The sequence below is a fragment of the Olsenella sp. AGMB03486 genome (genome assembly GCF_040884255.1).
Classification (GTDB): Bacteria; Actinomycetota; Coriobacteriia; order Coriobacteriales; family Atopobiaceae; genus Olsenella_L; species Olsenella_L kribbiana.
The window spans coordinates 76,148-95,732 of sequence record NZ_JBEVTM010000003.1 but is presented as its reverse complement, the minus strand read 5'-3'; the positions used below and the strand labels follow the sequence as shown (position 1 = coordinate 95,732).

The following is a 19,585-nucleotide window of genomic DNA, read 5'->3' as shown; positions in this document are numbered from 1 at the left end:
CATGAACCAGCAGGCATATGAAGCAGGAAAGGCGGCCTATCAGCAGGGCGACTGGAACGGGGCCGTTGCTCTCCTGCATCAGGCAATAGATGCAACAGAGGCGAATGGCGCAGCAGAGCATATGCTCGGCAACGCCTATATGAAGCTCGGCAGGTATGCCGAGGCAGCTGACGCCTATGGCAAGGCTCTGGCAGATGCTTCCTACGGCAAGGTGGGAGCGCTCTCCTGCAACCGTGGCCGTGCCTATCTGGCCGCAGGCCAGCCGGATGAGGCAATCGCCAGCCTCAACGCAGCTGTCCAGGACCAGTCCTATGCCAAGGCATACAAGGCCTATGTGGCCCTCGGCGAGGCATACCGCATGAAGAACGATGTCAGGAATGCCGGCATCGCCTTCAGGAACGCCGCCATCGACGAGAGCAACCCGGATCCTTCGTTCTCGCTTCGCGAGCTCGGTGCCTGCTTCATCGCACTGCACCGTCCGGTCGATGCTGTCGAGGCCTACCGTACGGCACTCGACTTCGCGACGCCGATGGAGAACCAGAACGCCATCTACTCCGAGCTCGGCATGGCATATGTCGCTGCCAACCGCATGAGCGAGGCTGTGGATGCCTTCGCGCATGCAACGGCCGATGGCACCTATATCCTGCCGACCGACATGCAGATTGCCTACGACTCCGCAAAGCGCGCTGTCGCTTCGACCCAGGCGAACAATCCTTCCGAGACCGATGCCCTGCTTGCTGCTGCTGGCTATGGTACGTCCCAGGACACGTTCGATCCGCTCGATCCCCTCGGCCAGTCGGGGGAGTTCATGCCGTCGCCTGAGAAGACCGGCTTCTTCTCTGTCTCCGAGCAGGACCTCGTCGAGGCTGACAAGAAGGAGCGCAAGGTCCGCCGCAAGAAGAAGCATACGGGTCTCAAGGTCTTCCTCGTGCTCCTGATCGTCGTCGTGGTCGTCGGCGGCGTCGGTGCCTATGCGTACTGGCGTGGCTATGGCTGGCCTACGCAGGAGACGGTCATCACCTCGCTCTTCAATTCGAAGGCATCGGGCGACGATCCTGCAAGCTTCATGGCGCCGAGCCTTTCCGACTCTGAGCGTGCTGCCATCGAGGACATCCTGCCTTCTGGCGCCACGATCTCTGTTGACGGACTCGACAAGAGCATGGACAGCTCGACGGCCCGCGTGACCGCCACGCTTTCTTCCGGCACGACCCAGACCTATACGGTCACGCTCGTCCGCGACGGCATCGGCTGGAGGGTCTCTTCGCTCCAGCTGAGCTATGATTCCGTCTCGAGCAATTCTTAGAAGCATCTTCGGCGGAACTAGACATAGGGAATATCAGGGATAGGAAGACATGTCCTTTATCGACTCCATATTTGGTGAGTATGGCGGAGACCTTGCCATCGATCTCGGCACCGCAAATACGCTTGTCTCGGTCCGTGGCCAGGGCATCGTCCTGAACGAGCCTTCCGTCGTCGCAATCGACAAGGAGCAGGAGCGTGTCCTTGCCGTCGGCTCCGATGCAAAGCGCATGATTGGCCGCACGCCGGGATCGATCATCGCCGAGCGTCCGCTGAAGGACGGCGTCATTGCTGACTTCGATGTCACCGAGGTCATGCTGCGCTACTTCATCGAGAAGGCGCGCGAGCGCAAGTATCCCTGGTCGCCGCGTCCCCGCGTCGTCGTCTGCGTGCCGTCGGGTGTCACGTCCGTCGAGAAGCGTGCTGTCTTCGAGGCAACGATCTCTGCAGGTGCCCGCCAGGCGTATCTGATCGAGGAGCCGATGGCTGCTGCCATCGGTGCCGACCTGCCGATCGAGGACCCGACGGGATCGATGATCGTCGACCTCGGCGGCGGCACGACCGAAGTGGCCGTCATCTCGATGGGCGGCATCGTCGTCTCGCAGTCCATCAGGACCGCAGGAGACGAATTCGACCGCACGATCCTCGAGCATGTGCGCGATGCCTACAACCTCTCTATCGGCGAGCGCACGGCTGAGGACATCAAGATCAAGGTCGGCTCTGCCGCTCCTCTTGCCGAGGAGCTCGACGTCGAGGTCAACGGCCGAGACGTGCTCACGGGCATGCCGAAGACCGTGCGCATCGAGTCCGAGGAGATTCGCCGTGCACTCGACAAGCCGCTCGACGAGGTCACGAAGGCCGTCAAGGATGCGCTCGATGTGACGCCGCCCGATCTAGCCTCCGACCTCATGTACTACGGCATCCTCCTCACGGGCGGTGGCGGACTGCTGCGCGGACTCGACCAGCGTCTGCGCGAAGAGACGGGCGTGCCCGTCAACGTGAGCCCCACGGCCCTCGAAAACGTTGTCAATGGCTGCGCGAAGGTCCTCGAAGCGAATGCCCTTTCCGGCGGCTTCGTCCAGAGTGCCGGCCTGTAGACCAAGGATCTGAAGAATGCCCGCAAATGGTGCTCCGCATGGCCTCCAGAGGACAGGCCAGAATTCCTCTGGAGGCCGTCTCGCTATAGTCCTTTTGGCCCTTTCCGTCATCATGTTCACGGTCAGCTGCCGCATGGGCGATGTCGGTGCGCTCGGTGCTGCCCGTACTGTCTGGCAGACCGTGACGATGCCGATAAGCTACATCGGATCTGTTGCGGTCCAGCCGTTCCAGGGCCTTGGCAACATCTTCGCGAACCTCACGGCAGACCAGGAGACGCTCTCGCAGCTGCAGGAGGAGAACAAGCAGCTCGTGGCAGAGAACGCCGAGCTCGAGGAGGCGCAGCAGACCGCAACGCGCCTGCAGGCGCTGCTCGACCTCAAGGATACCTACAACCTGCAGTCGACCGCGGCACGCATCATCAATGCGTCGTATGACAACTGGTCCCGCACGGTGACACTCGACAAGGGCAGCTCGTCAGGACTGGCTGTCGGCATGCCGGTGACGGATTCCTACGGCGTCATCGGCCAGATATCCGAAGTCAGCGCCACGACTGCCACGGTACGCCTCATCACGGATGAGAACTCGGGCGTCTCCGCCATGATCCAGTCGAGCAGGGCACAGGGCATGCTCAATGGCTCTGCCGATGGCACCTTGAGCCTCAACCTCGTGAGGACCGACCAGACCGTCAATGCCGGCGATATCATCGTCACCTCGGGCCTCGGCGGCGTCTATCCGAAAGGCCTGCCTCTTGGCACGGTGACCTCGGTCGAGAAGTACGACGGCGCCATGTACTACACGATCACGGTAGAGCCCTTCACGAAGACAGAGAGCTACGAGGAAGTCCTCGTGATCACGTCGCTTACAGAGGACCAGGCTGCAACTGCTGAAGACATCGCAGCTGCGGACTCGCAGGAGACCTCGTCGGCAGCTTCTTCGACGACGTCGACCTCGACCGATTCCTCATCTGACTCATCGTCTGATGGCTCGTCCGACTCTTCATCGGACAGCACATCTGGCTCTTCGGCATCCGATTCTTCGTCGAGTACGTCCAAGACCACATCTCAGTCCACATCATCTTCCGCGACGACGTCTTCTTCCTCGACGTCGAGCTCCCATTAGGCAAGGCAGGAGACTTCATGCAGATACAGGACACGAACAGATATCGTCACGATGCGCTCGTTCTGGGGATCGTCTGCCTCGTGCTGCAGCTTGCCGTGGCTCCCTATATCGCGATTGCAAACGGGCATCCGAACTTTGCCTTCATCTTCTCTGCGACCTTCGCGCTCACGGTCGGCGGCCCTACCGGTGTCGCTATGGGCTTTGCGGCAGGCATTATCTATGACCTGGGTGCTTCGAGCCCGATGGGGCTCATGGCATTCCTGCTGACGCTCTCCTCCTACATCCTCGGCATCGAGGCAAGGAACAAGCTGAATGACGACCCGGGAGCAGCGCTCGTGAATGGCCTCATCAGCTGCTTCGCAGTCAGCCTTCTCTATGGGCTCGCGATGCTCCTGACCGGCTCGAGCGCCTCATTCATCGATATGATTCTGACAAGGAGTCTGCCATCCTTCTTCCTGACGGCGCTCTTTGCCATTCCGTTCTATCTCTTCTATTCGCGTCCGCAGTCTTCGGGCGCGACCCTGAACCGCAGCCTCGGGACGAAGATGCCGACGCTTGGCAATACCCGCAGGCGCAGCCAGGGACATCTCGGCACCAGAGGGCGGAAGATCTAGCTGTGAGCCTTTCCACCATCATCATCCTCGTGCTCGTCTCGATCATCGTCGTGGCGGGCCTCGTGCTTCTCTTCTCGCGTGGGGAGATGCGCTTCAAGTTCGATATCGGCGGCTCGGCTCCGCGTGCAGCGGGCGGAAACGATGACTCCGGCGACACGACGATCAGGAACCGCATCATGGGCCTCGGCATCTTCTCCGGTGGCGCCATCGCGGTACTCCTTGCACGTCTCTGGTCCATGCAGCTCGTCTCCTCTGACGAGTATGCTGCCCAGGCAGAATCGAACCGTACGAGGACCATCTCGATTGCCGCTCCCCGCGGACGCATCCTCGACCGCAATGGCAAGGAGCTCGTGACGAACCGTCCGAGCCTCACCGTTGTCGCAGACTCTGAGGTCGAGAACGACGACGTGGAGATGCAGCTTCTCGGCAACCTTCTTGGCATGCCCCGCATGGCCGTGAAGAGGAAGGTCGAGGATTCCTCGGAAGGCGCCCAGTCTGCCCGTCCCGTGATGGTCGATGTCTCTATCCGCGTTGTGGCCTACCTCGAAGAGCACCCCGATCTCTTCACTGGCGTCACGGTGCAGGAAAGGACACAGAGAAGCTATCCGTATGGCTCGCTTGCTGGCCAGGTTCTGGGATACGCCGGCACGGTCACGAGCGACCAGCTGGCGGCATCAGGCACCTCGACCGATGAGGGTGCCATCGAATACGAGTCAGGAGATACGGTCGGCCAGGCAGGCGTCGAATACGAATACGAGAATGTCCTTCAGGGCGTCCGTGGCGAGCAGACGGTCTACGTCGATGCCTCGGGCAATGTCACGTCGTACTCGACGACGGTCGATCCCCAGGCAGGCTCCGATGTGCTGCTGACGCTCGACCTTGCGATCCAGCAGGGCTGCGAGAGTGGCCTTGCCCATGCCATCAAGGTTGCAAACGACCTTGGCTACAAGGACTGCAAGGCAGGCGCCATCCTCTGCATGGATGTCACGAACGGCGAGATCCTGGGCATGGCCTCAGCGCCCTCATTCTCTCCGTCGGTCTTTGTCGGTGGTATATCGAACGACGACTGGAATGCGCTGAACTCGGAAGAGGGTATGTATCCTCTGATCAACCGTGCCATCCAGGGCCAGTACTGCTCTGCCTCGACGATCAAGCCGCTCACAAGCTTCGCTGCGCTCTCGAATGGCATCGCGACCATCACTTCGACCTACTACTGCGCGGGCCTCTGGACAGGCTTCGGCGAGGCATATGGCCAGTACTGCTGGAAGAAGACCGGACATGGAACAATGACGATCGAGACGGGCATCACGTATTCGTGCGACGTCGTCTTCTATGAGATCGGCAAGGCATTCTATCTCTCCGACAATCCGGAAGCCCAGCAGGATCATCTGCGCATGTGGGGCCTGGGCTCGACCTACGATATCGACCTTCCGAGCGAGGCGTCAGGACGCGTGCCTGATGCTGATTGGAAGAACGAGTACTACAGCGCCTACGACGAGGACACCCGCACATGGATGGGCGGCGACCAGACGAACCTCTCCATCGGCCAGGGCGACCTGCTCGTGACGCCTCTGCAGATGGCATGCGCCTATGCAGGCATCGCGAATGAAGGCCCGATCTGGCGCCCGCATGTGCTCAAGGGCGTGCAGGCGCAGGGAGCCTCGGGCACGGTCGTCGAATACCAGCCCGAGATTGCGCTCTCGCCGACAGAGGATGCCACCTACTTCTCGACCATCAAGAAGGGCCTGCGCGGCGTGCTCGAGAAGGAATCGACGAACATCATTGCCCACTTCAGCTCGCTCTCCGTCTCCGTCGAAGGAAAGACCGGCACGGGCGAGGTCAATGGCAAGGACCCGGTCGGCTGGTTCGTGGCCTATGCTCCTGCAGAGAGCCCGAAGTATGTCTGCGCCTGCGTTGTCGAGGAAGGCGGCTACGGCGAGAACTCTGCCATGCGTGGTGTGCGTGACGTCTTCGGTGCCATCTACAACGAGCCGGATACATCCGATGCAAGCAGCACGAGCGGTGCCCGCTAGGGGAGAGAGGAGGACAAGATGCAGTACAGAACGCCCAGGTCGCAGGAAGGCTTCTTTGACAGGATGGCGCATGCTCTGAACGGCAGCCATGGCAGGCACGGAGGCGGCAGGCACGCGACCGTCCGGCGCAGCTCTGGCATCGCATCGAAGGTCTATCTTCCCCAGCTCGTGCCGGCAATGCTCCTTGTGGCCTATGGACTTATCGTTCAGTGGTCAGCCTCGCTCTCGATATCGGAAGCCTCCCTCCCGCGCCAGGCGATAGGTGTGCTCATCGGCTGCATCTTCGCCTTCATGATCTGGCGCTATGACTACCGCACGCTTGCAAACATGCGCACGGCCCTCATGGTTGCAGATGCCGTGCTGCTGCTCCTGCCGAGCATTCCTTTCATCGGCGTCTCTGCCAAGGGCATGACGGGCTGGATCCAGATTCCCGGCATCGGCCTTCGCTTCCAGCCATCGGAAATCGCAAAGCTCGTGACGATCTTCCTCATGGCATCAGTCACAGCGGAATACAACGGCAGGATAGAGACGCTCAGGGACTATGTGAAGCTCTGCGGGACCCTGCTCTTCCCGTTCGTGCTGATCATGACGCAGCCTGACCTGGGCACGGGCCTCGTGCTTCTCTTCTCGGGTGCCTGCGTCATCATCTGCGGCGGCGCGAAGAGAAGCTGGGTGCTCGTGACCATCGCCTTGATCGTCATCGGCGCTGCCCTCATCATCGCCACGTCGATGACAGAGGGGCTGCCCCATATCCTGAAGGAATACCAGCTGAACCGACTCATCGTCTTCGTCGATCCTTCGGTCGACCCGACAGGAGACGGCTACAACCTGGCGCAGGCCAAGATCGCTGTCGGCTCGGGCGGCTTCTTCGGCAAGGGCGTCGAGAACGCGACACAGACGATTGCAGGATTTCTGCCTGAAGCCCATACCGACTTCGTCTTTGCCCTGCTTTCGGAGGAATTCGGTTTCCTGGGCGCGCTCGTGCTCCTGGGCCTCTTCGGCTGGCTCATCTTCTCGACGCTTGCGCTTGCCCTCAAGGTGGAGACGACGTTTGCAAAGCTCGTGCTTGTCGGCATTGTTGCCATGTGGACGTTCCAGGTGCTCGAGAATGTGGGTATGTGTATAGGCATCATGCCCATCACGGGCATCCCGTTGCCCTTCATCAGCTTCGGCTCGTCGTCGATGCTGGCGCAGATCACGGCGGTGGGTGTCGTGCAGTCGATATGGCGGAACAGGACGAAGTCCGCGTAAGGCCTGGACTTCAGGATCGGAGGCATTGTGGCCAAGAGCAAAGGAATACCCTTCAGCAGGATATTCGAGGTTGCCGGCGCCATGAAGATGGCACAAGACCGCTCGGAGTCCAGCGTGAAGGTCGAGGTGCTTGTCGGCGCTGGTGCTCCTGCCGACGAGATCTCTGCAATGAAGCGCTGCTTCGTGCCTGAGACCGCGCGGGCGCATGTCCTGGTCTGGGATCTCTCTTCGAGGGCTGAGACGGCACCTGATGCCGATACCGATCTGGCAGTCGTGCTCGTCGGCACGCAGCCGAAAGAGGCAGCCCGGATTGCGCTTGCCTGCGTACGCAGGAAGTGCGGCTGCATCTTCGTTGTCCCGTCTGCGCTCGAGGCTCCCCAGGAGCTGCCGCGCGAGCTCGAGGACACGGTCGATATCGTGGCTGCTGCAGGCGAGGAAGCCATCCTTTCGAAGCTTGCGCTTGCGCTTGCTGCCCAGGAGGAGCGCATCCTCCTTGCCGCTGCCTTCCCGTTCTGCAGGAAGGCTGTCGCCTCTGCGCTTGTTCGGCAGAGCGCATTGGCGAATATGGGTGTCGGTGCCATCTCGCTCATCCCAGGCTCGGACCTTCCGATCATGCTGGCCGAGCAGGAGCGCCTGGCACTCGATCTCATGGGCGTCTATGGGAAGAAGCCCGGCCCCGAGGCAGCGGCAGATCTTGCGGGCGTCTTCGGTGCAGGCTTTGCCTATCGTGCCATTGCCCGCACGCTTGCAGGGGCAGTTCCTGGCATCGGCTGGGCCTTGAAGGCTTCTGTCGCCTACGGAGGAACTGTGCTTTCCGCCTGGGCTGTCGAAACGCACCTTGCAGGTGACATGCCTGAGATCTGGAGCAATATCCAGGAGTTCGTCTCTGCTCTGGCAGGTGCGCAGGGCAGGGAGGCAGCGCCCGAGCGCCAGGAGCAAGAGCAGCCCAGGATTGTGCCTCTTGCCCAGGCAACGCTTCCTGAAGCGCCGAAAGATGAAGGAGATGGCTATATCACGCTTTCCTAGCAGATGAGGTGCGTGGTGAAGCTGTGGAGTGCCGAAATCTTTAGACAGGAATGGCATGCAGGAGGGCTATTCTTTGTTACGCAAAAGGCATCTCATGAAGGAACGTTCACATTTCGCACTAAAACCGCAGCTAGCTGACTTTTTCTGATTGACGATTGTTCTGAGCGCTAGTAGAATAGCTAGCTGTTGCACTCAAATCAGCAATGAAGGGTTCACACATGTACGCAATCGTTTCAACTGGCGGCAAGCAGTACAAGGTTGCCGAGGGCGATATCATCGACGTCGAGAAGCTCGATGCCCAGCCCGGCGACGAAGTCCAGCTTGACGTCCTCATGCTCAACGATGGCCAGGAGGTCACTGTTGACGCATCCACCCTCTCCGACAAGAAGGTTACCGCCGAGGTGCTGGAGCAGTTTAAGGGTGAGAAGCAGCTCGTTTTCAAGTTCAAGAAGCGCAAGCGCTATCACCGCACCCGTGGCCATCGTCAGTACCTCACGAGGATTCGCATCAAGGCTCTCCCCGTCGAGGCTGCAGCAAAGTCTGCAGAGTCGGCCGAGTAAATTCCGTTCGGTATAGCAAGCAGATAGGCAGGTACTCTCATGGCACATAAGAAGGGCGGCGGCTCCTCTCGCAACGGCCGCGATTCCCGCGGTCAGCGTCTCGGCACCAAGCGTTTTGGTGGCCAGGCAGTGAAGGGGGGCGAGGTCCTCGTTCGTCAGTGCGGCACGCACATCGCACCGGGCGAGAACGTCGGCTGCGGCAGGGATTACACCCTGTTTGCACTCAAGGCTGGCACCGTCGAGTTCACCAAGGGCAAGAAGCACATGGTGCACGTCCGTACGGCGACCACCGCGTAGCAATTGTTGGACACGCATTGCTGAAGGGACCCTTCCGAGGGTCCCTTTTCTTTTCTCGAAGACGTTTTCGGGGCAGATAGAACGACAACCGATATACTCGATTGAGTAGAGCACGATACAAGGAGGGGCGATGTTCACTGACTTTGCCCATATCAACGTACAAGGCGGCAACGGAGGCGCTGGATGCATGTCATTCAGGCGCGAGGCCTATGTGCCGAAAGGCGGGCCTGACGGCGGAGACGGCGGACGCGGAGGAGATGTCATCCTCGAGGCGGACCCCCAGCTCTCGTCGCTCATAGACTACCGCTACAAGCATCACTTCAAGGCAGAGCGCGGCACGCATGGCCAGGGAGCGAGAAAGCACGGCAAGGACGGCGAGGACCTGATCCTCAAGGTGCCTCTCGGCACCGTCGTGCGCGAGCTCGACCATGAGACGCAGAAGCCGCTCTACCAGATTGCAGACCTCACGCATCCCGGCGAGCGCGTCGTCGTAGCCCCTGGCGGCATCGGAGGCCGTGGCAACATCCACTTCGTGACATCCGTCAGGCGCTCTCCGGCCTTTGCCGAGAAGGGCGAGCCTTCGCAGGATCACTGGATCGAGCTCGAGATGAAGCTCATGGCAGACGCTGCCCTTGTTGGCATGCCATCTGTCGGCAAGAGCTCGCTCATCGCCCGCATGAGCGCAGCCCGTCCGAAGATTGCCGACTATCCGTTCACGACGCTTGTCCCGAACCTCGGCATGGTCCGTGCCCGCAATGGCCACTCCTTCGTCGTTGCCGATGTACCTGGCCTCATCGAGGGTGCAAGCGAAGGCAAGGGCCTGGGGCACGAGTTCCTCCGCCATATCGAGCGTACCGCCCTCATCATGCATGTCGTGGACGTGACCGGCTCCTATGAGGGGAGAGACCCTGTGCATGACTTCGAGGTCATCAACGATGAGCTCGCAGCCTATGCTGAGGACCTCGCTGTACGTCCCCAGATCGTCGTCGCGAACAAGTGCGATATGCCGGGGACCGAAGAGAATGTCGAGCGCGTCCGTGCTGCAGCCGAGAAAGCGGGATATCCGTTCTTTGCCGTCTCCTGCGTGACGGGTGCCGGCATCGATGCACTCATGGATGCCACGGCAGAAGAGGTCTTCGAGCTCAGGAGCAAGGCGGCAGAGGAAGCCAGGAAGGCAGCTGAAGAGAAGCCGATCCGCGACTGGGAGGCCGACAGGCGCCGCCGCGACCGCCGCATCGATATCAAGAACCTCGGCGGCAATGTCTGGCGCGTCTCGGGCGTCGGTGTCGAGCGCATGGTCATCCAGACCGACTGGGACAACGAGGAGGGCATCTCCTACCTCATGCACCGCTTCGAGAGGATCGGCCTGGACGAGCGTCTCCAGAAGGCTGGCGTGAAGGACGGCGACGAGGTGCGCATCCTGGGCTATGCCTTCACCTACGAAAGCCCGGACCACGACGATGAGTACGCTGAGCTCAAGGACTCTGACGACGAGGTCGTCGAGGAGTTCATCGAGGGGAACGAATAGCGTGGGAGGACAAGGCCCCATCGTCGTGAAGATTGGCTCTTCCACGCTTGTGGATGCCGCAGGCGCACCTGACCGTGCGTTCATCGGCAGCCTCTGCAGCCAGGTGGCGCGTCTCATGGACGAAGGGCATGAGGTCGTCGTCGTGTCATCTGGCGCTGCTGCCGCCGGCATGGAGCGCCTGGGGCTCAAGGCACGCCCGAAGGACCTGCCGACGCTTCAGGCCTGCTGTGCTGCTGGCCAGGCAGCTCTCACGGAGATCTACGCAGAGGTTCTCTCCCAGAGCGGACATGCTGCGGGCCAGGTGCTCATGACAAGAAGGGACGTCGTCGACAGGGAGTGCTATCTCAATACGAGAAACACCTTCGAGCGCCTCCTGGAGCTCGGCGTCGTCCCCATCGTGAACGAGAACGATACGGTCTCTGTCGCAGAGCTCTCGTTTTCCGACAACGATATGCTCGGTGCCATCGTCTCGGCCCTCGTGGGAGCAAGCCTCTATGTGATCCTCTCTGATGTGGAGGGCCTCTATACGGCAAACCCCTCCACCCATCCCGAAGCCAAGCTCATTCCGCGTGTCGAGGAGCTCACCCCCGAGATCCTCGCAGGAGCTACGGGCGCAGGGTCTGCCTTCGGCACTGGAGGGATGGCATCGAAGCTGAGGGCTGCGCGAGCCATGCTTGCTGCCGGGATACCGATGACGATATGCGAAGGCAGAAAGGCGGACGTGCTCGTCGATGTCGTGCACGGCAAGAAGGTCGGCACGCGCTTCGAGGCTTCTGCCGGACACGCTGCGCATGAAGGCGCCCGCAAGCTCTGGATCGGCCTTGCAGGCGTTCCCCAGGGAACGCTCACGGTGGATGAGGGTGCAGTCCATGCGCTTGTCGACAGAGGCTCGTCCCTTCTTCCTGCAGGTGTCATAGCCACAGAAGGGGAGTATGCGGCAGGAGATGTCGTGGACATCCGTGCGGAGGATGGGATGCTCGTGGCACGAGGCATCACGCGCTACTCAGCTGACGAGGTCATGCGCATCCACGGCCTCAAGCTCGATGTGATCGAGCGCTTCCTTCCTGAACGTGAAGGTGCGCCGCTTGTGCACCGCGACGAGATGCTTGTCTTCTGAGCGGGAGGGGATTGAGCCTTATGGAACAGGAGCGCTTCGATCTGCCGCAGCTCGGCCAGGACCCCTCGAGGACCTACCGCCTTGGCATCATGGGCGGCACCTTCGACCCGATACACAATGGACACCTCGTCGCTGCGGAACAGGCGTATGACGACCTGAACCTCGATCTTGTTGTCTTCATGCCGGCAGGAAGCCCTGCCTTCAAGCAGGGCAAGAAGATTGCCTCGGGCGAGGACCGCTACGCGATGACGCTATTGGCGACCTCGGACAACCCGCATTTCGTGGCAAGCCGTTTCGAGGTGGACCGCCCTGGCATCACCTATACCTCAGAGACGCTCCGTCTTCTGAAGGAGCACTATCCTCAGAATGTGGAGCTCTACTTCATCACGGGAGCCGACGCAATTGCCGACATCGTGCGCTGGAACAACTCGGCAAGCATTGCCGAGAACGCGACGCTTGTGGGGGCAACGCGGCCCGGCTACAACCTCGACAAGGCCGCCGGCGCTATCGATTCTTCCGGCATCGACTTCCATGTGATCTATCTCGAGGTCCCGGCTCTTGCCATCTCCTCGAGCTATCTGCGCGAGCGGGTGGCCAAGGGACAGAGCCTGCGCTATCTGACGCCGGACTCCGTCACAGGGTATCTCCACAAGCATCAGCTCTATGGCGCAAAGGCAGGGAAATATGCCAGATAAGGTATGGAACATACCGCGCTGCAGCATCCCCTATACGGATGGGCAGCGGAAAGAGATAGCAGAGCTCGAGCACGATATCAAGGCGCAGCTTGCAGAGAAGCCGAAGCGCCTTGCCCATTCGCTTTCGGTGGCACGGACTGCCGAGTGGATGGCAGGGGTCTACGGTGTGGACTGCTTCGAGGCACGCTGTGCCGGCATCCTGCATGACTGGGTGAAGGCTGAGACGCATGAAGCGCAGATAGAAGAGGCGAAGCATCTCGGCATAGAGCTGGACGCGCCGCTCGAGAAATGCGAGCCGCTCCTGCATGGCCTCATCGCAGCACGTACCTTACCCCAGCGCTATCCCGAGCTTCCTCAGAGCATCTGGCAGGCCATCTCTCGCCACACCACAGGGGCTGCCGACATGTCGGACCTCGATATGGTGCTTTTTGTGGCTGATGGCATAGAGCCGTTGCGCAAGCCCTATCCGGGTATAGACAATATACGCGGACTTGTCGGCACAGCGCCGCTCGATGAGGTCTTCTGGGCGTCGTTTGCAGGCGGCATCGTCTATGTGATCGAGACCCGGCGCTATCTCTATCCCGGCACGGTCGATATATACAACGCACTTGTAGAAAAGGAACATGCATGAGTGTGACACCGCTCGAACTTGCGAAGGTCGCTGCTGCGGCAGCTGACGACAAGAAGGCATATGACATTGCGCTTCTGGACCTCACGCAGCTTTCGGATATGTGCGACTACTTCCTGATCGCTTCCGCGATGAACGCCCATCAGGCTGATGCCATCGTCGACGAGATCGAGAAGAAGGTCCGCCTGAACTGCGCCGAGGACCCCATCTCCATCGAGGGGCGTGACGGCAAGCACTGGATCCTCATGGATTACGGTCCTGTCGTCATCCATATCTTCGATGAGGAGACGCGCAGGTACTACCGTCTCGAGCGCCTCTGGGGCGATGCACCGAGGATCGATCTCGGACTCGAGAAAGATGGGGAAGAGGAGCCGAAGGAGGCCTAGTCCCCTCCCAGCTCGTCGTCAGGACGTTCTGGCACGTCCTTTCCCTTGAGTCTCATATCGCGGCCATATGATACGGCGCTGCTTCCGAAGCGGCGCCGTATTTCGTCTGCCGCTTCTGACAGTGCGTGGAGGTCACGCGGCGCTGCAGGCTCGGGAGCGCCGTCAAGGTTGAGCGCAAGCTGCTGGGGCTCTGCCTCGCGTCCGAATCCAGAAAGGCCGACGCCGACAAGACGGACACCTGTGCCTTCATGCCAGATCTGGGAAAGGAGACGCCGTGCCATGGGGCCGAAGACATGCTCGTCGTCTGTGGCGCGTCCCACAGGCATCTGCGCCGTGCGGTAGCTGAGGTCATGGTAGCGGAGCTTCAGCGTCACGACGGTGCCCTCGAGCTTCTGGGCACGCAGGCGGGTGCCGCACCGTGCTGCTGCCAGATCGATGGCCGCCAGAAGGTCATGCTCTGTCGTGAGGTCATGCGGAAACGTATGCTCGGCAGAGACCGACTTCGGCTCGCGCTTCTGCACGAAGGGACGTACGGGAGAAAGCTCGAGTCCCTGTGCGCGGCGCTTGAGCTGGGGTCCATACTGCCCCAAGAGCGCTGAGAGATCCTCGTCGTCGGCACGTGCGAGGTCGCCCAGGGTTCTCATGCCGAAGGATCTGAGCCTGCGCTCGGTGGCAGCGCCTATGCCTGACATGCGCGACAGCGGAAGGGGAGCAAGAAAGCGCTGCTCTGTGCCTGGATAGACTGGCGTAAGGCCGCGAGGCTTTCGTGTCTCTGAGGCAATCTTTGCTACGGTCTTCGAGGTTCCAAGGCCGATCGAGCAGGTGATGCCAAGCGCAGCCACGCGCTCCTGAAGCCGCTCGGCAATGAGCACAGGGTGCTCGTTCGAATAGCGTCCTGGCGTGATATCGAAGAAGGCCTCATCGATCGACATCTGCTCGACAAGCGGCGTCTCGTCGAGGATGAGTGCCATGACTTTGTGGGAGAGCTCGCGGTAGCGGTCGAAATGGCCGCGCGTCCATATCGCATTGGGGCAGAGCTTCTGGGCAGTGGCAGAAGGCATGGCGGAATGGACGCCGTACTTCCTTGCTTCATAGGAGGCGGTCGAGACGACGCCGCGGTCTTTGGGACTTCCTCCGACAATCACGGGCTTGCCACGCCAGGCAGGATGGTCGAGCTGCTCGACGGATGCGAAGAAGGCATCGAGATCCAAGAGCCCTATGGCAGGACCCTCCCATGCGGGGAGGGTCCTGTGATTTCCTGCATTGGTTTTGCTGTGGCTGTCCATATCACCGTGTCTCGGGCAGACGTACCGTGAAGGTCGTGCCGTGCTCCTTGTCGCTTGCGGCCTCAATCGTACCACCATGCGTCTGGGCGATGGATTGGGCAATGGCAAGGCCGAGGCCAAAGCCGCCTGTCTCGCGGGTGCGCGCCTTGTCAGAGCGGTAGAAGCGCTCAAAGACATGGGGAAGGTCCTCGGGGTCGATTGGCGTGCCGAGATTGTTGACGGAAAGGACCGCGTGTCCGGAATCGTCCTTGAGATTCAAGGTGACGACCGTGCCCTTGGCAGCATACTTCGTCGCGTTGTCCACGAGGATCTTGGCAAGGCGCTTCAGGGACTGAGCATCTCCCTTGACCTTGAGGCCTGGCTCGATCGTGCTTTCAAGCTCGCAGCCGCGCTCGAATGCCATCGCATCGAACTCGAGGGCGACGTTGTCCACGATATCGGAGAAGTCGAGCGTCTCCTGCGGCATCTTGCCCTTCGTGGCAGCACCGTTCTCGTCGGCACGGGCAAGCGTCAGGAGGTCGTTCACGAGCGATGCCATCTGCTGCGCCTCGTCGGCCGTGGAGTCTACCCAGCGCCTCGAGTCCTCGGGCAGGTTCTTGTCAGCCTGAAGGATCTGGCTGTTCGCCAGGATGACGGCAAGCGGTGTCTTGAGCTCATGCGAGGCATCGGCGACGAAGCGCCTCTGCGAGGTCCATGCCTCCTGCACCGGCTTCAGCATCCACTTCGTGAGATACCAGGTGATAAGGAGAAGGGCGGCAAGAGCGCTCGAGATGATGACAGCAGCAGATACAAGCTGGCGCGAGAATGCCTCATCGAGGATCGAGGTCTCGACAAGCGCAATCGTCGTCGTGCCATCTGAGTTGCTTGTGGACTGCCATTGGATGTGCTGGTCTGCGATGTGCCCCGAAGACTGTCCCGATTTCAGGACCTTTGCAATCGTGTCCTCGAGCTGGTCTTCCGTGAGCTGGGCGATTGTCGTCGTATAGCCCGTGATCGTGCCATCGCTCTCGACCCTGACTGCTGCCGTCAGCATGTTGGGGCGCGGGCTGTCCTTCCCGAGGCTGATGCTCGTCGAACCTGTAGCGGAGTTGACCTCATGAAGCACGTGCTCGAGGCTCTCATGCACCATCTGCTGCTGGTTGCTATAGTTCGAATAAAGGCTCATACCCATGACACCCACGAGTATGAGCCCTACGAGAAGAACCGTGACGATCACGAACTGCTTATGCAGCTTCTTGAGCATCTGAGCTACTCCTGATCGAACATCTCCAGACGATAGCCAAGCATGCGCAGCGTCGTGATCTGGACCTTCGAATTGATATGGTTGAGCTTCTTGCGGAGGAACGAGATGTAGGCCTCGGCAGAGTTCTCGGAAGCCTCGCCGTCAGTGCCCCAGACACGGGTCAGGAGGTCCTGCTTGGAGACGACGCGCTGCGTGGAGCTCATGAGAAGCTTCAGGACTTCGAACTCCTTGCCGGAGAGGTGCACGGACTTCGTGCCGCAGGAGAGGTCGTGCGTATTGAGGTCGAGCGTGAGGTCGCCGAAGTTCGCCTCGTCGAGTATCACGGCGCCCTGGCGGCGGCCAAGGGCACGCACACGTGCCAGGAACTCAGCAGACTCAAATGGCTTTGTCAGATAGTCGTCCGCACCTGCGTCGAGGCCCTCGACCTTGTCTTCCGTCGAGGTGCGTGCCGTCAGCATGAGGACAGGGGTGGAGTTCTTCTCATGGCGGAGATTGCGGAGCAGCTCGATGCCATCCATGCCCGGAAGCATGCGGTCAAGGACGATGAGGTCATAGAGTCCGCTTTCGGCATAGGTCAGGCCGCTCTGTCCGTCATAGGTTGCTTCGGCGTTGTAGCCGGCGTCGGTCAGTATGCGAACGATTGCATCGGCAAGCTTGCGCTCGTCTTCTATTACCAGTACATTCATGAGGCCATTCCTTCCTGCCGTGAGAGCAAGGCCATACGCTGTGGAACTTGTCGCGTATCGTACGTGGCCCAGCTTAAGCTACGCTTAACATCTTCCCCTCAGAGGCCTGAAAGCGTGAAATCGGCGCAAAGTCGCTGGCTGCTCCACAAAAACTGCACCTTGCATGCATGCCTGAGAGTCGTACAATTTACAGTTGCTGTATAGAGCCAATGCGGCCCATCATCCCTACATTCTCAGAGGGCCGCGCGTCTAGAGGAGTTTTGCCTTGGCAGTTAAGATTCGCCTGGCCCGCCATGGTGCCAAGAAGCGTCCGTACTATCGTGTTGTCGTCGCTGACGGCCGCAGCCCGCGTGATGGTCGCCTGATCGAGGAGGTCGGCCGCTACAACCCGCTGACCAACCCGAAGACCATCGAGCTCGACCTCGAGAAGGTCGACGCTTGGATCGCCAAGGGCGCTCAGCCCTCCAGCGCAGTGTCTCACCTCATCGACATTGTGCGCACCGGCGCTCCTGCACCTGAGAAGAAGGCAAAGCTTTCGAAGAAGGCTGCTGCTAAGGCTGCAAAGGCTGAGTAGTTTCATGGCTGAGGAAATCGATCAGACCACGGACGAGACCGAGGCCGACGTCGAGATGCCCTCAGACAAGGTTGCGGACCTGGTGGAGTATATCGTCTGCGGACTCGTGGACGATCAGGATGCAGTCTCTCTCGATGTGACGGACTCCGAGTCCGGCACGCTCATCGAGGTCAGCTGCGCTGCTGCCGATGCAGGCCGTGTCATTGGCCGCAAGGGCCGCACCATCAAGGCAATCCGCACGCTTTCCCGTGCACTCGGTCAGCGTGTCGGTACGTCGGTAGAGGTAGAGGTGTTGGGCTAGGGCATGCCCGATTATCGCGTGATAGCCCGTGTCGTCAAAGCGCACGGGAAAAAGGGGGAGGTCGTGACGGTTCCCGTCCACGGCCTTCCCTCTCTTATGCATGAAGGGCTTTCTGTCTGTGTCGTGCCGCCCCGGCTCAAGGGGCCGCGCTGGCACAAGGTCCTTTCATGCGCATCGGATGGGCGCGGACAGCGCATAGCTCTGGACGGCGTAAGCGATCTTGGGGCTGCAGAGGCTCTGGTCGGCCGCTCCCTTCTCGTCTCCGTCGACGATCTTCCTGACAATTTTGCCTTCATGGACCTCGACGCCCTCATCGGAAGGCGTGTCGAAGATCCTGGATATGGCGACCTCGGCGAGATCGAGGAGATCCTGACAGGCCCTGCCAATGATGTATGGGTCGTGAGAGGGACTTCAGCCGGAGAGATCCTGCTTCCCGTCATACCTGATGTCGTGTCCGAGATACCGTCTTCGGGCAGCATCGAGGTGCATGTGCCGAAAGGCACGATTCCCGAGGAGGGGGACTAGTGCTCTTCGAAGCAATATCCGTCATCCCCGAAGTGTTCGAGCCCTATGTTGGTGCCTCCATCCTGGGGCGCGCCCGCAAGAAGGGCGTATTCGATTTCTCTGCCTATGACCTGCGCACCTGGACGCATGACCGCCACCGCACGGTGGACGATGCTCCTTTCGGGGGCGGCCAGGGCATGCTCATGAAGCCGCAGCCCATCTTCGAGGCGGTGCATGCCGTCTCCGAGATGCATGAGGAGAAGCCATATACGATCTTCTTCTCTCCCTGCGGAGAGACCTTCACGGAAGAGATTGCCCAGGAGCTCTCGGAACAGGACCGGATCCTTTTCGTCTGCGGACGCTATGAAGGCATGGACGAGCGCTGCTACACGCTGGCAGACAAGGTGCTCTCGATAGGCGACTATGTGCTTACCGGAGGAGAGCTTGCCTCCCTCGTCGTCATGGATGCCGTGGTGAGGCTCTTGCCAGGCGCCTTGGGAGACGAGAAGAGCGCACTCGACGAGTCGTTCTCTGATGGTCTTCTCGAATACGCCCAATACACGCGTCCTGCATCATTCGAGGGCATGGATGTGCCCGATGTGCTCCTGTCCGGAGATCACGGCAAGGTAGATGCCTGGAGAAGGAGAAGCTCGCTCGAGCGTACGGCTGCCTGGCGGCCAGACCTTCTCGAGGATGCTGAACTAACGCCGGATGAGCAGCGCTTCATCGATGAAATCACCGAGAGGGGGAAGCGAGATGGCAGCACGCCATGCTGATACGGGCGAAGATGCCCCGAAACACAACGAATTCCTGGAATGGATCCTCGTCATTGCGATAGCGATCGGCTGCGCGCTGGCGTTCAGGACATTCGTTGCGGAAGTCTATGAGGTGCCATCGGGCTCGATGCTCGACACGATCCAGATCGGCGACAGGCTCATCGGAGAGAAGATCTCCTACCACTTCAGCTCTCCCAAGCAGGGAGACATCGTGACCTTCATCGATCCTGAGGATTCGAAGTCCACGCTCATCAAGCGCGTGATCGCCACGTCAGGCCAGACGGTAGAGTTCAAGGACGGCGTCGTCTATGTGGACGGCGAGGCGCTCGACGAGCCCTATACGGAAGGCAAGCCGACAGAACCTCTCGCGATGCAGTCTGCGAACGCAGGCTCCATAGAGTACCCTTATACCGTTCCTGAAGGCTGCGTCTGGGTGATGGGGGACAACAGGACCAATTCGCTCGACTCCCGCTACTTCGGTCCCATCGAGGTCAGCTCCATCACCTCGCATGGGCTATTCATCTTCTGGCCGCTATCGGATGCCGGCTCTCTGTAGCAGGCACG

The 19,585-nt window shown here is 60.5% G+C and carries 22 protein-coding genes; 19 read left to right on the top strand and 3 right to left on the bottom strand.

Features of this window, described 5'->3' with window-relative positions:
* Position 1 precedes the first annotated feature (1 nt).
* The 14 genes from ABVS03_RS02385 to rsfS all read left to right on the top strand — a co-directional run bounded on the left by ABVS03_RS02385 (position 2) and on the right by rsfS (position 13,651).
* Positions 2-1,303, top strand: a complete 1,302-nt coding sequence (locus tag ABVS03_RS02385; protein ID WP_368017871.1) for a tetratricopeptide repeat protein — start codon at positions 2-4, stop codon at positions 1,301-1,303.
* A gap of 49 nt (positions 1,304-1,352) precedes the next feature.
* The gene (locus tag ABVS03_RS02380) at positions 1,353-2,396 is read left to right on the top strand and encodes a rod shape-determining protein (RefSeq protein WP_330971963.1); all 1,044 of its coding nucleotides are present in this window, start codon (positions 1,353-1,355) and stop codon (positions 2,394-2,396) included.
* A 16-nt stretch (positions 2,397-2,412) separates the two neighbouring features.
* Positions 2,413-3,516, top strand: a complete 1,104-nt coding sequence (gene mreC / locus ABVS03_RS02375; RefSeq protein WP_368017870.1) for a rod shape-determining protein MreC — start codon at positions 2,413-2,415, stop codon at positions 3,514-3,516.
* A 17-nt stretch (positions 3,517-3,533) separates the two neighbouring features.
* Complete coding sequence (gene mreD / locus ABVS03_RS02370) at positions 3,534-4,130, top strand: rod shape-determining protein MreD (protein ID WP_368017869.1); 597 nt, start codon at positions 3,534-3,536, stop codon at positions 4,128-4,130.
* Positions 4,131-4,132: 2 nt separating this feature from the next.
* A complete protein-coding gene (mrdA, locus tag ABVS03_RS02365) occupies positions 4,133-6,163 on the top strand; it encodes a penicillin-binding protein 2 (RefSeq protein WP_368017868.1) in 2,031 nt (676 codons plus the stop codon).
* 18 nt (positions 6,164-6,181) lie between these two features.
* Complete coding sequence (locus ABVS03_RS02360) at positions 6,182-7,414, top strand: FtsW/RodA/SpoVE family cell cycle protein (RefSeq protein ID WP_330971959.1); 1,233 nt, start codon at positions 6,182-6,184, stop codon at positions 7,412-7,414.
* Between the two features lie 27 nt (positions 7,415-7,441).
* Positions 7,442-8,440 (top strand): hypothetical protein, encoded by a 999-nt coding sequence (locus ABVS03_RS02355; protein WP_368017867.1) that lies wholly within the window; start codon positions 7,442-7,444, stop codon positions 8,438-8,440.
* A gap of 218 nt (positions 8,441-8,658) precedes the next feature.
* Positions 8,659-9,000 carry a 50S ribosomal protein L21 gene (rplU, locus tag ABVS03_RS02350; protein WP_368017866.1) on the top strand — a complete coding sequence of 114 codons (342 nt, stop codon included), beginning with the start codon at positions 8,659-8,661 and terminating at the stop codon, positions 8,998-9,000.
* A 39-nt stretch (positions 9,001-9,039) separates the two neighbouring features.
* Entirely contained in the window at positions 9,040-9,297 is a 258-nt protein-coding gene (gene rpmA / locus ABVS03_RS02345) for a 50S ribosomal protein L27 (RefSeq protein ID WP_368017865.1), read from the top strand.
* Between the two features lie 130 nt (positions 9,298-9,427).
* Positions 9,428-10,825: a GTPase ObgE gene (gene obgE, locus ABVS03_RS02340; protein WP_368017864.1), complete on the top strand. Its 1,398-nt coding sequence runs from the start codon at positions 9,428-9,430 to the stop codon at positions 10,823-10,825.
* 1 nt (position 10,826) lies between these two features.
* Entirely contained in the window at positions 10,827-11,942 is a 1,116-nt protein-coding gene (gene proB / locus ABVS03_RS02335; protein ID WP_368017863.1) for a glutamate 5-kinase, read from the top strand.
* Positions 11,943-11,962: 20 nt separating this feature from the next.
* Positions 11,963-12,637, top strand: coding sequence for a nicotinate-nucleotide adenylyltransferase (gene nadD / locus ABVS03_RS02330; protein WP_368017862.1), 675 nt, complete (start codon positions 11,963-11,965; stop codon positions 12,635-12,637).
* On the top strand, positions 12,627-13,268 hold the full coding sequence (gene yqeK / locus ABVS03_RS02325; RefSeq protein WP_368017861.1) for a bis(5'-nucleosyl)-tetraphosphatase (symmetrical) YqeK: 642 nt from the start codon (positions 12,627-12,629) through the stop codon (positions 13,266-13,268). Before nadD ends, yqeK begins: the two co-directional genes overlap by 11 nt.
* On the top strand, positions 13,265-13,651 hold the full coding sequence (gene rsfS / locus ABVS03_RS02320) for a ribosome silencing factor (RefSeq protein ID WP_330971951.1): 387 nt from the start codon (positions 13,265-13,267) through the stop codon (positions 13,649-13,651). The genes yqeK and rsfS overlap by 4 nt, the downstream gene beginning before the upstream one ends.
* On the opposite strand, the gene dinB is transcribed toward rsfS, so the two are convergent.
* The 3 genes from dinB to ABVS03_RS02305 form a co-directional block, all read right to left on the bottom strand.
* Entirely contained in the window at positions 13,648-14,862 is a 1,215-nt protein-coding gene (gene dinB / locus ABVS03_RS02315) for a DNA polymerase IV (RefSeq protein ID WP_368017860.1), read from the bottom strand. The genes rsfS and dinB overlap by 4 nt on opposite strands.
* 76 nt (positions 14,863-14,938) lie before the next feature.
* Positions 14,939-16,180 (bottom strand): sensor histidine kinase, encoded by a 1,242-nt coding sequence (locus tag ABVS03_RS02310; RefSeq protein WP_368017859.1) that lies wholly within the window; start codon positions 16,178-16,180, stop codon positions 14,939-14,941.
* A 5-nt stretch (positions 16,181-16,185) separates the two neighbouring features.
* Positions 16,186-16,866: a response regulator transcription factor gene (locus ABVS03_RS02305; RefSeq protein WP_368017858.1), complete on the bottom strand. Its 681-nt coding sequence runs from the start codon at positions 16,864-16,866 to the stop codon at positions 16,186-16,188.
* A 265-nt stretch (positions 16,867-17,131) separates the two neighbouring features.
* On the opposite strand from ABVS03_RS02305, the gene rpsP reads away from it, so the two are divergent.
* The 5 genes from rpsP to lepB are packed head-to-tail and all read left to right on the top strand — an operon-like array spanning position 17,132 to position 19,577.
* Complete coding sequence (gene rpsP, locus ABVS03_RS02300; protein ID WP_330971947.1) at positions 17,132-17,440, top strand: 30S ribosomal protein S16; 309 nt, start codon at positions 17,132-17,134, stop codon at positions 17,438-17,440.
* A 4-nt stretch (positions 17,441-17,444) separates the two neighbouring features.
* A complete protein-coding gene (locus ABVS03_RS02295) occupies positions 17,445-17,741 on the top strand; it encodes a KH domain-containing protein (protein ID WP_330971946.1) in 297 nt (98 codons plus the stop codon).
* A 3-nt stretch (positions 17,742-17,744) separates the two neighbouring features.
* Positions 17,745-18,266 carry a ribosome maturation factor RimM gene (locus ABVS03_RS02290; RefSeq protein WP_368017857.1) on the top strand — a complete coding sequence of 174 codons (522 nt, stop codon included), beginning with the start codon at positions 17,745-17,747 and terminating at the stop codon, positions 18,264-18,266.
* Entirely contained in the window at positions 18,266-19,021 is a 756-nt protein-coding gene (gene trmD, locus ABVS03_RS02285) for a tRNA (guanosine(37)-N1)-methyltransferase TrmD (RefSeq protein ID WP_368017856.1), read from the top strand. Before ABVS03_RS02290 ends, trmD begins: the two co-directional genes overlap by 1 nt.
* The gene (gene lepB / locus ABVS03_RS02280; protein WP_330971943.1) at positions 19,002-19,577 is read left to right on the top strand and encodes a signal peptidase I; all 576 of its coding nucleotides are present in this window, start codon (positions 19,002-19,004) and stop codon (positions 19,575-19,577) included. The genes trmD and lepB overlap by 20 nt, the downstream gene beginning before the upstream one ends.
* Positions 19,578-19,585: the final 8 nt, after the last annotated feature.

Coding starts and splice junctions, on each gene's coding strand:
- ABVS03_RS02295 (WP_330971946.1), top strand. CDS start 17,445: ATGGCTGAGGAAATCGATCAGACCACGGACGAGACCGAGGCCGACGTC.
- ABVS03_RS02380 (WP_330971963.1), top strand. CDS start 1,353: ATGTCCTTTATCGACTCCATATTTGGTGAGTATGGCGGAGACCTTGCC.
- rpmA (WP_368017865.1), top strand. CDS start 9,040: ATGGCACATAAGAAGGGCGGCGGCTCCTCTCGCAACGGCCGCGATTCC.
- yqeK (WP_368017861.1), top strand. CDS start 12,627: ATGCCAGATAAGGTATGGAACATACCGCGCTGCAGCATCCCCTATACG.
- ABVS03_RS02385 (WP_368017871.1), top strand. CDS start 2: ATGAACCAGCAGGCATATGAAGCAGGAAAGGCGGCCTATCAGCAGGGC.
- nadD (WP_368017862.1), top strand. CDS start 11,963: ATGGAACAGGAGCGCTTCGATCTGCCGCAGCTCGGCCAGGACCCCTCG.
- rplU (WP_368017866.1), top strand. CDS start 8,659: ATGTACGCAATCGTTTCAACTGGCGGCAAGCAGTACAAGGTTGCCGAG.
- obgE (WP_368017864.1), top strand. CDS start 9,428: ATGTTCACTGACTTTGCCCATATCAACGTACAAGGCGGCAACGGAGGC.
- ABVS03_RS02290 (WP_368017857.1), top strand. CDS start 17,745: ATGCCCGATTATCGCGTGATAGCCCGTGTCGTCAAAGCGCACGGGAAA.
- lepB (WP_330971943.1), top strand. CDS start 19,002: ATGGCAGCACGCCATGCTGATACGGGCGAAGATGCCCCGAAACACAAC.
- ABVS03_RS02305 (WP_368017858.1), bottom strand. CDS start 16,866: ATGAATGTACTGGTAATAGAAGACGAGCGCAAGCTTGCCGATGCAATC.
- mreD (WP_368017869.1), top strand. CDS start 3,534: ATGCAGATACAGGACACGAACAGATATCGTCACGATGCGCTCGTTCTG.
- ABVS03_RS02310 (WP_368017859.1), bottom strand. CDS start 16,180: ATGCTCAAGAAGCTGCATAAGCAGTTCGTGATCGTCACGGTTCTTCTC.
- mreC (WP_368017870.1), top strand. CDS start 2,413: ATGCCCGCAAATGGTGCTCCGCATGGCCTCCAGAGGACAGGCCAGAAT.
- rsfS (WP_330971951.1), top strand. CDS start 13,265: ATGAGTGTGACACCGCTCGAACTTGCGAAGGTCGCTGCTGCGGCAGCT.
- ABVS03_RS02360 (WP_330971959.1), top strand. CDS start 6,182: ATGCAGTACAGAACGCCCAGGTCGCAGGAAGGCTTCTTTGACAGGATG.